The sequence below is a fragment of the Planococcus maritimus genome (assembly GCF_001687625.2).
Taxonomy (GTDB): Bacteria; Bacillota; Bacilli; order Bacillales_A; family Planococcaceae; genus Planococcus; species Planococcus maritimus.
In genome coordinates this window covers 401,226-414,344 of record NZ_CP016538.2, presented here as the reverse complement: position 1 = coordinate 414,344, position 13,119 = coordinate 401,226, and the positions used below count along the sequence as shown (strand labels likewise).

The 13,119-nt window shown below is 47.8% G+C and carries 12 protein-coding genes and 2 riboswitches; of the genes, 2 read left to right on the top strand and 10 right to left on the bottom strand.

What is annotated here, in order from left to right:
* Position 1: 1 nt before the first annotated feature.
* The 7 genes from BBI11_RS02210 to BBI11_RS02180 form a co-directional block, all read right to left on the bottom strand.
* Positions 2–1,192 (bottom strand): bifunctional 3,4-dihydroxy-2-butanone-4-phosphate synthase/GTP cyclohydrolase II, encoded by a 1,191-nt coding sequence (locus BBI11_RS02210; protein WP_068460209.1) that lies wholly within the window; start codon positions 1,190–1,192, stop codon positions 2–4.
* Between the two features lie 12 nt (positions 1,193–1,204).
* Positions 1,205–1,840 carry a riboflavin synthase gene (gene ribE / locus BBI11_RS02205; RefSeq protein ID WP_068460207.1) on the bottom strand — a complete coding sequence of 212 codons (636 nt, stop codon included), beginning with the start codon at positions 1,838–1,840 and terminating at the stop codon, positions 1,205–1,207.
* Between the two features lie 5 nt (positions 1,841–1,845).
* Positions 1,846–2,928: a bifunctional diaminohydroxyphosphoribosylaminopyrimidine deaminase/5-amino-6-(5-phosphoribosylamino)uracil reductase RibD gene (ribD, locus tag BBI11_RS02200; protein ID WP_083388978.1), complete on the bottom strand. Its 1,083-nt coding sequence runs from the start codon at positions 2,926–2,928 to the stop codon at positions 1,846–1,848.
* A 99-nt stretch (positions 2,929–3,027) separates the two neighbouring features.
* Positions 3,028–3,158, bottom strand: a riboswitch (FMN riboswitch).
* A gap of 108 nt (positions 3,159–3,266) precedes the next feature.
* A riboswitch (FMN riboswitch) is annotated at positions 3,267–3,397 on the bottom strand.
* Positions 3,398–3,507: 110 nt separating this feature from the next.
* Positions 3,508–3,807, bottom strand: coding sequence for a TIGR04104 family putative zinc finger protein (locus tag BBI11_RS02195; RefSeq protein WP_068460205.1), 300 nt, complete (start codon positions 3,805–3,807; stop codon positions 3,508–3,510).
* 149 nt (positions 3,808–3,956) lie between these two features.
* On the bottom strand, positions 3,957–4,940 hold the full coding sequence (locus BBI11_RS02190) for a ring-cleaving dioxygenase (protein ID WP_068460203.1): 984 nt from the start codon (positions 4,938–4,940) through the stop codon (positions 3,957–3,959).
* On the bottom strand, positions 4,937–5,410 hold the full coding sequence (locus tag BBI11_RS02185) for a MarR family winged helix-turn-helix transcriptional regulator (RefSeq protein ID WP_068460201.1): 474 nt from the start codon (positions 5,408–5,410) through the stop codon (positions 4,937–4,939). Before BBI11_RS02185 ends, BBI11_RS02190 begins: the two co-directional genes overlap by 4 nt.
* 142 nt (positions 5,411–5,552) lie before the next feature.
* Positions 5,553–5,975 carry a PaaI family thioesterase gene (locus BBI11_RS02180; protein ID WP_068465544.1) on the bottom strand — a complete coding sequence of 141 codons (423 nt, stop codon included), beginning with the start codon at positions 5,973–5,975 and terminating at the stop codon, positions 5,553–5,555.
* Between the two features lie 95 nt (positions 5,976–6,070).
* On the opposite strand from BBI11_RS02180, the gene BBI11_RS02175 reads away from it, so the two are divergent.
* Positions 6,071–6,814, top strand: a complete 744-nt coding sequence (locus BBI11_RS02175) for an alpha/beta hydrolase (RefSeq protein ID WP_068460199.1) — start codon at positions 6,071–6,073, stop codon at positions 6,812–6,814.
* Between the two features lie 3 nt (positions 6,815–6,817).
* Positions 6,818–6,979, top strand: a complete 162-nt coding sequence (locus BBI11_RS16425) for a hypothetical protein (protein ID WP_167358135.1) — start codon at positions 6,818–6,820, stop codon at positions 6,977–6,979.
* A gap of 2 nt (positions 6,980–6,981) precedes the next feature.
* Here BBI11_RS16425 and BBI11_RS02170 read toward each other — a convergent pair whose 3' ends face one another.
* From BBI11_RS02170 to BBI11_RS02160, 3 genes are all read right to left on the bottom strand, one after another.
* Positions 6,982–7,938, bottom strand: a complete 957-nt coding sequence (locus tag BBI11_RS02170) for a siderophore ABC transporter substrate-binding protein (protein ID WP_068460197.1) — start codon at positions 7,936–7,938, stop codon at positions 6,982–6,984.
* 306 nt (positions 7,939–8,244) lie between these two features.
* Entirely contained in the window at positions 8,245–11,409 is a 3,165-nt protein-coding gene (locus BBI11_RS02165) for a hypothetical protein (protein ID WP_068460195.1), read from the bottom strand.
* 185 nt (positions 11,410–11,594) lie between these two features.
* Complete coding sequence (locus BBI11_RS02160; protein ID WP_068460193.1) at positions 11,595–13,055, bottom strand: SulP family inorganic anion transporter; 1,461 nt, start codon at positions 13,053–13,055, stop codon at positions 11,595–11,597.
* Between the last annotated feature and the right edge of the window lie 64 nt (positions 13,056–13,119).

Genomic DNA, 13,119 nt, shown 5'->3' with positions numbered 1-13,119 from the left:
CTTAGTCGATTAGATGATGCATGCGTTGTTTTTTCGTTTTCATATACTGCGTATTGTCTTCAGTCGGCGGAATGATGAGCGCAAGCCGCTCTTCCACTTCAATGCCGTATTCAATCAATGCGTCTGTTTTAGCCGGATTATTCGTCAACAGCCGGACCCGAGACACCCCGAGATCCTTCAGCATCAATGCGCATAAAGTATAATCGCGCATCTCTGCAGGGAAGCCGAGCTGTTCATTCGCTTCGACAGTGTCCAAGCCTTGTTCCTGCAATTCATAGGCTTTCAGCTTGTTCAACAAGCCGATGCCGCGCCCTTCCTGTCTCATATAAAGGACGACGCCGGCTCCTGCCTGTTCGATCAATTCGAGTGACTTGGCCAATTGTGCCCCGCAATCGCAACGGCGCGAATGGAAAATATCGCCCGTCAAACATTCGGAATGAATGCGCACAATCGGTGCTTCTACTGATTCCGGATTGCCTTTGACAATTGCAACGTGCTCTTCTGTATCAAGCCGGTTGGAATAGCCGACCATCCGGAATTCGCCGAAATCTGTCGGCATGTGTACGCTCGATTCCCTTGTGAGAATCGGGTCTTTCTCCGCGCGATACGCATAGAGGTCTTCGATCGTGATGATTTTCAACTCCAGCGCATCCGCTAATTTTTCTAAATCAGGCATACGCGACATCGTGCCATCCGCATTCATGATCTCGCAAATGACTGCTGCCGGCTCACTGCCGGATAGACGTGCCAAATCAACGGATGCTTCTGTATGGCCTTGGCGCTGGAACACGCCGCCTGACTTCGCGACGAGCGGAAAGACATGCCCGGGCCGTTTGAAATCTTGCGGCACGGCTTTCGTATCAAGCATCTTCAAAATGGTGTCCGACCGTTCAAATGCACTGATTCCTGTCTTGGCATCTTTATGGTCAATACTGACAGTAAACGCCGTTTCATGATGATCGGTATTGTGGCTGACCATTTGATCGAGTTTCAATCGCAAGGCGATATCCGGTGAGACCGGCGTGCAGATGAGCCCCCGGCCGTGCGTTGCCATAAAGTTGATGTTTTCAGGCGTCGCATGCTCCGCGAGACAAACAAAATCGCCTTCATTTTCCCTGGACTCGTCATCTACTAGAATCACAACTTTTCCTGCCTGCAAATCCTTTACTGCTTCTTCGATTGTATTTCGCATCGGTTTGCTCCTTTAAAATCCGTGGCGCCGCAAATACTCGGCGTTCATCGGTTGTTTTGGCGCATGCTCCATAAAACGCTGCACGTATTTCCCGAACATATCGGTTTCGAGATTGACCGAATCGCCTACTTTTTTGCTACCTAAAGTCGTTTCCCCTGCTGTATGGGGGATGAGCGAAACGGTCAAATGGTTTTCGCTGAGCTCGAAAATCGTCAAACTGACGCCATCGATCGCGACAGACCCTTTGACAATAGACTGTGCAAGCAATTCAGCGGGTGCTGCTATATCGATATACAATGCATTTTCCTGAGGGCGCTTGCGCAAGATTTTGCCGACCCCGTCGATATGGCCAGCGACAAGATGCCCACCAAAACGGCCGTTCGCCGCCATCGCCCGCTCGAGGTTGACGGGGCTAGAGGTACTTAATGACGAAAGTGTGGTACCGTGAAAGGTTTCCGGCATGACATCCACCGTAAATCGGCCATTCGACATTGAAGTCACGGTTAAGCACACGCCTTCTACTGAAATGCTGTCGCCGATTTTTGTTTCTTCTAAGACGACATGCGCACGTATCGTCATTTCCATACTGGACGCGCCGCGTTTAATGCCCGCGAGCTGTCCCTTTTCTTCGATAATGCCTGTAAACATGTGTGTCACTCCTTTAAGGTGGAGATGATCTTCAGATCCGTTCCGATTCGTTCAACTTTCTGCGTCTCCAAGCGGACGCCGTTCGACGCTGAACTGGCGTGCAGATCACCGAATACGGAAACCGTTCCTTCGTCGCCGAGAATGATTGGCGCGATATACGTTGCGATTTCATCTACTTGACCGCTTTGCAAGAAAGCGGTGTTGATTTTTTGGCCGCCTTCCACCAGTACCGATAAAACTTTGCGCGCAGCAAGCACTTCCAATGCTGAGGCAATGTCTACATCGGGCGTATCCAGCTGCAGGATTTCGACGTGCTCTGGAAAAGCTCCGCGGCTATCGATATCCACCCCTGATCCAACAATAATCCAAGTAGGGGCATCAGGTACTTGAATAACGTGGCTCTCTATCGGGATACGTAAATGGCGATCCAATACGACACGGATCGGCTGCCTCGGGGAGTCGGCAAACCGATTGGTCAAGCGGGGGTTGTCGAGTGCGACAGTCTGTGCACCGACCAAAATGGCGTCGTGCAGCAAGCGCAGTTTATGAACGTCTTGCTGAACATCCGGCCCTGTAATTTTTTCCGAACGGCCACCGGTTACCGCGATTTTGCCGTCTAAGGTAATGGCGTGTTTCAATGTCACAAAAGGCCGATTCTTGCGGATATAGGTAAAGAACATTCGGTTCAACTCCGCCGCTTGCTGTTCGCAAACGCCGGTCTCTACGATCACCCCGGCGGCTTCAAGCTTTTGAATGCCTTGGCCTGAGACGAGGGGGTTCGGGTCCAGCACCGCGACGACGACACGGCGGATGCCGGCACGAATAATCGCATCCGCGCAAGGGCCTGTCCGGCCATGATGGCTGCAAGGCTCCAATGTCACATACAAATCTGCGCCTTGCGCTTCACCGCCTGCCATATTCAGCGCATGGATTTCTGCATGGGGCTGCCCCGCTTTCAGATGCGCGCCCATGCCGATAATCCGGCCCTCTTTGACAATGACCGACCCGACAAGCGGATTAGGCGAAGTCTGTCCGGCGGCTGATTGCGCCAAATCCAAAGCTTGCTTCATGATTTGCTGATCATCCACTTGATCACGCCTTTCACAACATAATAAAAACCCATTGATAAACCAATGGGTTAGAAGACAATAGGAAATAGAACTATAGATTGCTCTATAATTTCCGTGTTCTTCCTTCTCCCATCCAGACTTTAACTGTCGGCTTTGGACTTGCACCAAATCCTGCCCCGAAAGGCTCACGGGCTTCGGATTGCTCCGTTACCGTCGATTGGGAATTTCACCCGACCCCGAAGGAATACTATTCAGTTGATCATCCACAGTATGCAAAAAAGGCCCCTTTCATAAAAGAAAGGGGGCCTTGAAAGTGCATATCAAAGAAACCTAAGCGATTGCTAGTAGGCTGTTTGACGGTTCTTCTCCCATCCAGACTTTAACTGTCGGCTTTGGACTTGCACCAAATCCTGCCCCGAAAGGCTCACGGGCTTCGGATTGCTCCGTTACCGTCGATTGGGAATTTCACCCGACCCCGAAGAACGCTATAGATGATTATCTGTAAGTTTAGCGCAAGCATCATGTGCTGTCCAGAAAAGAATCCCTATCTGAGGGGCTTTGGTTCATTTCCCAGTGAAACACTAGACAAAGGACTATTCACCACATCGGCCCGCGTTCGTCTGTCAATTCGATCAAAAACGGAAAGATGCCCAGAACCACTAGGAAAGTTGCGAGGAATAAGGCAAGGGAAGCGAACGGCTCAATGCCAAAAGCGACGGAAATGAACATGAGAAGAGGCGCAATAAAGACAAACAAACTTGTCTTTTTACGTGCTTTTACCGTTAAGAATTGATCTTGCCTGCAAGATGGGCAAGTCAAGCTATCCCCGAGTGTGACCAGTCGGCAAACACACTGCACCCAAGTCCATGTCGTTCCGCAATTTTGGCATTTCGGCATCGTTCTTCTCCCCTTTTCGCGTGTTATTTATACATACGAAGAGAAGTGGGATAAGTTCCCAAAATTGTCCCATTATTTCAGATTTTTGGCCACTCGCCCTTTTTTCACATAAAAAAGCACTGCCCCGTATGAGCAGCGCCGAATATTTCTTATAGGTATTCTTTTTCGATGGCTTTTATACTGCGCACAGTATCGATCGGGCGCACGCTGGATTCAATCTGTTCTCGTTTCGGCTCCAAAAATGGCGGCAGCGACAGTTTCTCGCCCAGTGTTTCGTATGGCTCATCACCCATAAAGCCGGGGCCATCCGTTGCCCATTCAAACAATAATCCAGGAGCGACTCGTGCATACAATGATTCAAAGAAGAAACGGTCGACATAGCCGGACGTTGAGAATCCAATTTTCTGCATATGGCTGATCCATTCATCCAATGCTTTTCGGTCCGCTACGCGGAAGGCAGCATGGTGGACCGTACCGAAGCCTTGTTGGCCGGCTGGTAAATCGGCGTTATGTTCGACAATCACTTGCGCTCCGTTGCCGCCTTCACCCATTTCGAACAAATGTAGCGGCCCTTCTTCAGCGATTTCACGCATATGCATCGCTTTCTCCAATACCTCTTTCAAATAATCGAAGCGCTCAATGCGAATATGAATTGGGCCGAGGCCAGTGATGGCAAATTCGAGCGGGACCGGGCCATCTTGCCACGGTGTGCCAGACTCTATCCCTGTATTATGTTCGTCTGATACGAGCATATACTGTTGGTCATCAAAGTCGGCGAATGACAAAGTTTGGATGCCAAATTGCTCGGTGATTGCACTGTGCTGCACTTCGTATTTGTCAAAACGCTTTTCCCAATAACTGAGCGCTTCGTCTGTCGGCACACGAAAAGCCGTTTTGTAAATTTCGTTCGTGCCGTGAGTGCCTTTCGGAATGCCCGGAAAATCAAAGAAGGTCATATCCGTCCCAGCTGAGCCTTTATCATCAGCGAAAAACAAGTGATACGTTTGGATATCATCCTGGTTTACAGTTTTCTTAACCAGTCTCATGCCTAATACATAAGTGAAAAATTCATAGTTCTTTTCTGCGCTGCTCGTAATCGCTGTAACGTGGTGAATCCCTTTCAATTCGTTCATGCATACCGCTCCTTATCATTTCCCATTTTCTCTTCATTGCTTTCTTGTGCTTCATAACCGACTTTCTTCAACTTCTCAATCAATGCCGTTACCTCTTCCGTCTCAAGCCCCGCAAATAATGTATCCATCTGCCGTTCATGTTCCGGGAAGATTCGCTTCATCAATTCTTGCCCGCCGCCTGTCAACAATGCATAGGTCACGCGCCGATCTTCCTTGCACGCTTCCCGTTCGACATAGCCTTTTTGCTCCAATTTATCGACTACATAGGTGATGCTGCTGCTCGCAATCAGCACTCTTTTGCCGATTGCCTGTATCGGCTGGCGTCCTTGGTGATAGAGCAGTTCGAGTACCGAGAATTCCGTCGCATTCAAACCGTATCCAGCCACGTCGCATTTGATGGCATCGTGGATAGCATCCGCGGCGCGAATTAACACAGTTACAGCTTTTAAATTCTGGTTGGAGAACTCCATATATTCCACCTCTTTACTTTGAATTAAAATATCTTTAATTAAAAGTAATTATAACAAGCGCCAGCTATCGGGTCAAGAAAACGGTTTCCAATTACCCCCAATGAAAACTCCCTTCCACTATCTGCGAAAAGGAGTTAGACAGTTATAACTTGAATGTGCCGGTACTATGAGCCAATAATTCATCCCGATCGCTCACAACCCGTCCTGCCAGGATCGCCGTGCTGTTTGTCTGATGCAGCAGTTCCGCTTGGAAAATGGCGGTTCCCTCAGCTAAGCTTTTGATAAAGCGCACTTCCATTTGAATCGTTGAAACTGCGTCACTGCCAAGCGACCGGGAAGCGAGTCCCATGACAATGTCCAAGCCGGACATTATTGCACCGCCGTGCAGCATGTTTTGCATATTATCGTTTGCGGTTATTTTCTCTAAGCGCAGCGACGCTTTGCCGTACTCTACCCAATCAATTTGAAATCCAAGCAACTGGAAATAAGGGCCATTCTCAAATTGCTCAATCAATTGTCTATAGTTCTGTACATTGCGCACAAAATCCCCTCCAGTTCGGTACATTCCCATTATTATAGCATTGCTTTTCAGGCAATCGAGGGGCAGGATTTTTCCATATGGCAACGAATAGTTAAGGATACCTAAAAGGAGGTTTTTGAATGGCACATGAGTTTGACATACTCCCTGGAGCTGAACCGTTCATATTTGAAGGCGGCAACACCGGCATTCTCATCTCGCACGGTTTTACCGGAACAACACAAAGCATGCGTCCGCTGGCGGAGGCTTTTTCACAACAAGGCTATAGTATCTACGCCCCACGCCTGAAAGGGCATGGCACACATTACGAAGACATGGAGACGAGCACCTATCAGGATTGGATCGCTTCTGTCGAAGAAGCTTATGCGTGGTTGATGGAACGCTGCGACAAGATATTTGTTGCAGGCTTGTCGATGGGCGGGACACTGGCGCTTTATATGGCGGAGAACCATCCGGAAATCCGTGGCATTGCCTTGATCAACGCCGCTATCGAAGTGCCGGATATGGAAGGCGTCATGGAATTGCAGGATGTGCGTTTTTTGGACGCTATCGGATCCGATATTAAAAAGCCGGGAGTTACTGAGCTTGCCTATGACAAAACCCCAGTCGCTTCCGTCAAAGAAATTTTGCCTTTCATGGAACTGGTACGTAAAAACCTCTCTGCTATCCATTGCCCCGTAATGCTTTTTGTCTCGCCGGAAGACCATGTGGTACCACCCGGAAATTCCAAATTTATTTACGAGCATATTGCATCTGAGGAAAAAGATATCGTCGAAATGCCAGACAGCTATCATGTGGCGACACTGGACCACGACCAACAACGGATTATTGACGGGACGCTGGACTTTTTCCGTACGTATGAATAAACGATGATTCGCCTACAAAAACAAAAGGACGGAAGGCATTTACGCCTTCCGTCCTTTTGTTTTTTTCTCATTGCCGATGCGAACAAGCTGTTGTCCACCGGCAATAGCTTCCATACCCGTTTCTCCTTTAACGAACAAAAAGCCCTGGCAGCGCCAGGGCTTTGAGATTAAAATGCAGATTCGATGGCATTGACCATTTCGCTGACAGACTGCAGCCCGCCACCGGATAGGTACCAATAATCTGGATCCAAGTAGATGATGTTATCGTTTTGGTAAGCATTCGTTTTCTGTACCAATTCATTTTCCAATGAATCTTTCGCGCTTGCCTCATTGCCGACTGCTGCATTGCGGTCGACAACAAACATCACATCCGGATTCGTATCGAGAATGTATTCATACGTGATGCTTTGGCCATGTATAGAAGCTTCAATGCCTTCGTCTGCTTGCTTCACGCCGAATACATCATGAATGATGCCGAAGCGTGACGCGGCGCCGTATGCACTGACTTTTCCTTCGTTCGCTAAAACAATCAAGCCTTTCTCATCAGAAGTCGAAGTTTTTTCTTTTACGCCTTCGATTTGCTCGTTGATAGCCGTAAGTTCTTCTTCAACCTCTGCTTCCTTGCCAAAAATTTCTCCAACCGTTTCCATATTGGTTGTGAAGGAATTCATATAATCTGTTGTGTCTACGCCCAAGTGGATCGTCGGGGCGATTTCGCTGAATTCGCTATACATCTCTGCTTGGCGCCCGGAGATGATGATCAAGTCCGGATCCATCGCATGAATCGCTTCAAAATCCGCTTCTTTCAATGTTCCGATATTTTCGTATTTCTCCGTATCTTCATATTTCTCCAAATATGTAGGGATATTACCTTGTGCAACGCCTGCTACAGACTCCACATCCAATTGATCCAGTGTATCCAAAATTCCGAAGTCAAAGACGACGACTTTTTCCGGATTTTTCGGCACTTCCGTCTCACCAAGTTCGTGCGTCACTGTCATCGTTTCCGCTTCTGTTGTTTGTGCATCCGCCGTTTGGCTATCGGTTGCCTCTTCTTCTGCCCCACAAGCTGCAAGTACTGCCAACATCGCTAGCATCAAAATTGCCATTGCCCATTTCTTCATTTTATTCCGTCTCCTCTTCTGTTGAAATTGGTGGATGATAGACATCCCTTGCATTATGTAATCTTGCTTCTCCCACTTTCGAAAACTTGCAGCAAAATGATCCGTTGATACTGATAATCATTATCACTTAACTACATTCATTAGTATAGCAGAATAAAAACCTTTTTCAATAACTAAATGAGAATTATTTTCATTTGATTTCGGGATGAACTAATGAAAGACTTTTATTTTCTTGAATTACTCAATTGAAAAAGACCCAAACTGAACTGAGCCAGTTTCGGCGCAGCCCAGTAATGGGTCTTTTTATCATTCAGTATCTTTAAAAGTTTCTTGCAGGATGTAATAGGATTCTTTCAATCGTTCTTGTGTCTCCGGCAATTCCCAGGCTTCCCAAGAATAAACCTTGCTGTCCTCAAGTCCCATTGACTCTAATTTGTTCCCACTTGCATCCTCCAACAAGGCTGCGGCTTTAATGCCTTTTACTGTCATGCTTGCTTCAATGCCATCCTTTTGCAAATCGCCCGTGAACTCTTTTTTCGCAGGGTCTTTTGCATTCAATAGCATCCAAGGAATTCTTATTTCCAAAATCCCTTCCTCTTCCGAATAATAATAATCGTTCAGAGAATCGTATTGCTCGTCTTCAGGGTCGGCGATGCCAAAGCGCAACTCGCCGGTTTCATAGTATTCAAACGGATAGACTTCCCCAGTGTCTGGCCGCGTGAATTTCTTGTTCAACGCCAACCGCATCGGGTGGAAGTTGTTTTCAATATCCGGCTCTTTTGGAATCATCTCCAACCGGTTGTAATAGTCATAATAGAAGGTATCGTAATCGCCTGCCACTTTGAGTGCCGCTTCCTTTCCTTTGATGGAAAGCTCAAAATCAGCCAAGAACTCTTCTGCCACTTCGATACCTTCGTTTTCCCTTACACTAAAGTAAAGGCGAAGGCTGTCTTCGTTCCACCATTTCTCAGTGGGATCGAACTTTGCTTTCACATAGACATGACGTTCATCCGAATCCATCGACAGCGAGCGCAAAGCACCTTTTTCTTTTTCGTCCAGCAAGGTCCCATCCTGCCAGTCGTCTTCCCCATCGACTTTCACTTTGTGGCGGTCGAAGCTGAGCAAGCCGAATTGCTGCTCATTCGTCTGGGCATTCGACCAGAACGGCCGCTCATTCGGATTGTCGTATTCCATCGTGTTCCACGTCCGTTTAAACCATTCGTCTTGCCACGTGAAGACTAAGCCACCCAGCAATCCTTCTTCTAGGATATCTTCATACAGGCGGCTGACGATTTCCCCTTGCTCACTCTCGGAAATGAAGCCTTGGTTCCAGCCGAATGGGTTTTTATGGGTCATGCCTCTCGATGCCGGTACGCCGAATTCGGCAATCAATAATGGCATATCGTGCGATTCATTCAAATCACGTAAATATCCTGCGTAATTATTGCGTTCCCCTCGATGGTCAATAAATTCCGTGTATTTCTCTTCCAGATTAAGAAAATCTGGATAGTATGGGTACACATGATAAGAAGCGAACATGCCCACTTCCGTTAGTTCACCCTTCGTGCGGATGTGGTTCGGATCGACCGTGGCCATATCTTCTTGTTCGCTCGGCTCTGCCGGTTGATCGATATTATCTGTCGTTACCCAGTTCGTGAAGCTAAGCGGGCGCATGCTTTCGTATGTTTCATATTCATAGACAGCCAATTCATCCAGCTGTTGCGCAATCCAATGCTCCATCGGGTTGGCGTCTTCAGTCTCGATGAAGGTTCCTGAAAAATCACCGAGATCCGGATATTTCTTGTCCATTTCATCTACCGTAAAAGGATACCACTCGATGCCGATCATCCAGCCGATTACATAATCGGAAATGTCAGCCGTATAGTTTCCGGACGCATGCCCCGGCTCTTCTTCTATTTTCGCGTCGCCATGAACCGCATCAGCCACATTCTTCATTTCTTGTTGGAAGCGCTCTGTAATCTCAGGAGTAAAAGCATCCAATGTCTCTTCTAGCGGCTCTTCGTCTATCCATACCCCATGATACAAATACAGCGGCGTTTCAGCTGTTTTATTGTATTGGGCCAATGCTTTATAAAAAGCAGGCGGATGAAGCGTGTAGACGCGGAGGGCGTTGGCGTTCATTTCGCCGATCTCTTTGAACCAGCGGTCGTATTCTTCACGGGAAATCGCGGCTTCACCCGGGAAAGTGCCAGGTTTGGCCATGCCCATATTGACGCCTTTGACCGTAAAGTCCTTCCATTCGCCACCTTCGAATACTTCAAATTGTTCACCATTCACACGGGATGGATAAGAAATGCCATCTTTTTCAGCAGCAACCGATACGCGTTCTTCCGTGTCTCGTTGCTTTTCTGCACTGTCAGCAAGAATCGTCTTCATCATCGGAACATAGGTTTTCCAATAGAAGCTTTCAGAGCCGCCAAATGACAACCAATCTTTCATTTTAGCCAAGCCACCGTATTGATAGAAAGACGGCACTTCCCCGATATCAACAAAGTCGCCGGCGAAATAATAGACGCCCGAATCATTCATGGACGTGTGCAGGACCGCTGGGAAATTCTCAGGAATCCCGCGTTCAGAAAGCGCCTCTTGGCCTTGCTCGTTAAGTGACCATTCGTACTCAGCAAGCACTTCCGTCTCGCCATGGGCTTCGTTAATATCAAACCAATAATCGAATGTCGGGCTTTCTTCAAGATCAAATGCCGTTTGCCCAAGCTCCGTGAATTTCACTTGAAGCCCTGCATTTTCGATATCTCCCCGTTCTTCTGACAGCACGACAATCTCGCCACTGGCATCTTCCACGAGCACAAAGCCTCCGCCTGTAAACTGCCAGTCTTCTGCGTCCTGCTCATAGTTCTGGACGATCCATTCCGGCACTTCCGATCCCGATGCTAAATCAGGGAAATAGCGGCCGCTCCAGCCACTCCACTTGATCCCAAGAAATTCTTCCATGTCTGCACTGACAGCTGAATCCGTCGGAGAAGCAAAGGTATTGAATTCAACGACAAGATCGCTGCCGCCGTCTCGCACTTGCTGTTTGATCATCTGCCATTCAGCCATTTCCAAGCCGCCATAGACGAGCTCAGAGCGTTCTCCTTCTGCTTCTTGCCAAGGAAGATCGTCTTCATATACACCGTAAGTGTCGGCCAAATAAATCAAATCATGGCCGGATCCCATTTCTTCAACGCCGCGAATCTCATAATCCTTTTTGGCTTCATCCGGCATAAAACCAAAATAATCCGTATCTGCGAGATAGTCCGATTCATCCTCTTTGACGTAACGTTGATGGTTCAACACCCACGTTAGCCCCTTATGTTCGCGGTACTCCTCAGAAGGGACCGTTTTGTCGATGATGGCCACGTTCAAAGGCTCATTCCCCTGCAACAGCCAAAAGATGAATGGTGAAAGGAACAACAGCACGATAAGAGCAATGCTGATGGTTGTTTTTTTCATGTTGATTCCTCCTACTCCTATAAACTCCATTTACAGTTATTATATAGTATAAAAATTTTGTTTAAATAGAAAATATTTCTAAACTGTGAAAGCTCTTAAATCTTTTTAGCGCTTTTCTGACTGTTAAGACGCTCTAAACCCTAAAAAAAGCCCATCCTTCGAAAAGGATGGGCTAAGCTCTGTTATTAATGAGTGGGTAATTTCGCGTTCGAACTTTGGAAAATCGCCAATTGATCGACCAGTTTCTGGCTTCCGGCATCTAAGCCCGTCACTTCCACTTCATTGGCGTTTTCGCGGAATTTCAATACGACCCGATCGACGGCGCCGACTCCGGAATCGTCCCAAATATGGGCATCCGTAAAATCGATGACCACTTTCTCGCGTTCGACATCAAAATCGAATTTTTCCAAGAAATCCTCGACCGAAGCGAAGAACAACTGCCCCTCCACACGGTATTGCGTGGCATCGAGCAAACGCTTTTCCACTTTGATCTTGGAAATTTTCGAAACGAAGAAGACGGCACTGAGCAAGACCCCAGCCAATACGCCGATTGATAAATCATGCGTATAGACCACAATCGCGACTGTAGCGACCATGACGATCGAATCGGTTTTCGGCGCTTTTTTCAAATAAGTGAAAGAAGCCCAGTCAAACGTTCCGATCGATACCATAATCATGATGCCGACAAGGACCGGCATTGGAATCTGCACGACCACACTGCCAAGGACAATGATCAAAAACATCAGGAATGTACCGGCAACAAGTGCCGACAACCGTCCTCGCCCGCCAGATTTGACATTAATGACCGATTGCCCGATCATCGCGCAGCCTGCCATTCCGCCAAAGAAGCCGGTAACGAAATTGGCAATGCCTTGCCCTCTGGCTTCTTTATTTTTGTCGCTTGCTGTATCGGTCATGTCATCGACGATATTCGCCGTCAGTAGCGATTCAAGCAATCCGACAATCGCCAGTGCTAGCGAATAAGGGAAAATAATCGATAAGGTTTCTAAGTTAAACGGTACATCCGGCAACAGGAAACTCGGCAGCGTCTGGCTGATCGTCCCCAAATCACCAACGGTACGCAAATCGAAACCGGAGTAGATCGTTACGGCAGTCAAGACCACCAGCGCAATAAGCGGTGCCGGGATAGCTTTGAAAAAACGCGGTACGATGTAAATAATCGCCAGCGTAATGGCGACAAAAACGTAAGTCATCGTATTGATGCCGATAAAATGCGGCACTTGCGCCATAAAGATCAAGATGGCCAATGCGTTGACGAAGCCAATCATGACAGCGCGCGGGATGAATTTCATCACTTTCGCGACTTTAAAGACACCAAACAACAATTGGATAACTCCTGTCAAAATCGTAGCGGCAAGCAAGTATTCCAGGCCGTGGTCACGGACGAGCGGCACCATCAATAACGCCATCGCCCCAGTTGCAGCTGAAATCATGCCTGGGCGTCCACCGACGAAGGCAATGATGACGGCGATGCTGAAGGAAGCATACAAGCCGACCATGGGATCAACCCCCGCAATGATCGAGAAGGCAATGGCTTCTGGGATAAGCGCGATGGCTACGAGGATCCCCGACAGGATATCCCCTCGGATATTCCCAAACCATTGGGTTTTAAGACTTTGTTTCACTTGGTCGTGCTCCTCTATTGGTTATTTGCAAATTTCCGCTGAACCGGAAATCTTATTTTTTCAC

Bases quoted from the DNA above. Each gene is read 5' to 3' on its own strand.
- BBI11_RS02210 (WP_068460209.1), bottom strand. From the start codon at position 1,192: ATGCGAAATACAATCGAAGAAGCAGTAAAGGATTTGCAGGCAGGAAAA.
- ribE (WP_068460207.1), bottom strand. From the start codon at position 1,840: ATGTTTACAGGCATTATCGAAGAAAAGGGACAGCTCGCGGGCATTAAA.
- BBI11_RS02195 (WP_068460205.1), bottom strand. From the start codon at position 3,807: ATGCCGAAATGCCAAAATTGCGGAACGACATGGACTTGGGTGCAGTGT.
- BBI11_RS02190 (WP_068460203.1), bottom strand. From the start codon at position 4,940: ATGAACGAATTGAAAGGGATTCACCACGTTACAGCGATTACGAGCAGC.
- BBI11_RS02185 (WP_068460201.1), bottom strand. From the start codon at position 5,410: ATGGAGTTCTCCAACCAGAATTTAAAAGCTGTAACTGTGTTAATTCGC.
- BBI11_RS02180 (WP_068465544.1), bottom strand. From the start codon at position 5,975: ATGTACCGAACTGGAGGGGATTTTGTGCGCAATGTACAGAACTATAGA.
- BBI11_RS02175 (WP_068460199.1), top strand. From the start codon at position 6,071: ATGGCACATGAGTTTGACATACTCCCTGGAGCTGAACCGTTCATATTT.
- BBI11_RS16425 (WP_167358135.1), top strand. From the start codon at position 6,818: ATGATTCGCCTACAAAAACAAAAGGACGGAAGGCATTTACGCCTTCCG.
- BBI11_RS02170 (WP_068460197.1), bottom strand. From the start codon at position 7,938: ATGAAGAAATGGGCAATGGCAATTTTGATGCTAGCGATGTTGGCAGTA.
- BBI11_RS02165 (WP_068460195.1), bottom strand. From the start codon at position 11,409: ATGAAAAAAACAACCATCAGCATTGCTCTTATCGTGCTGTTGTTCCTT.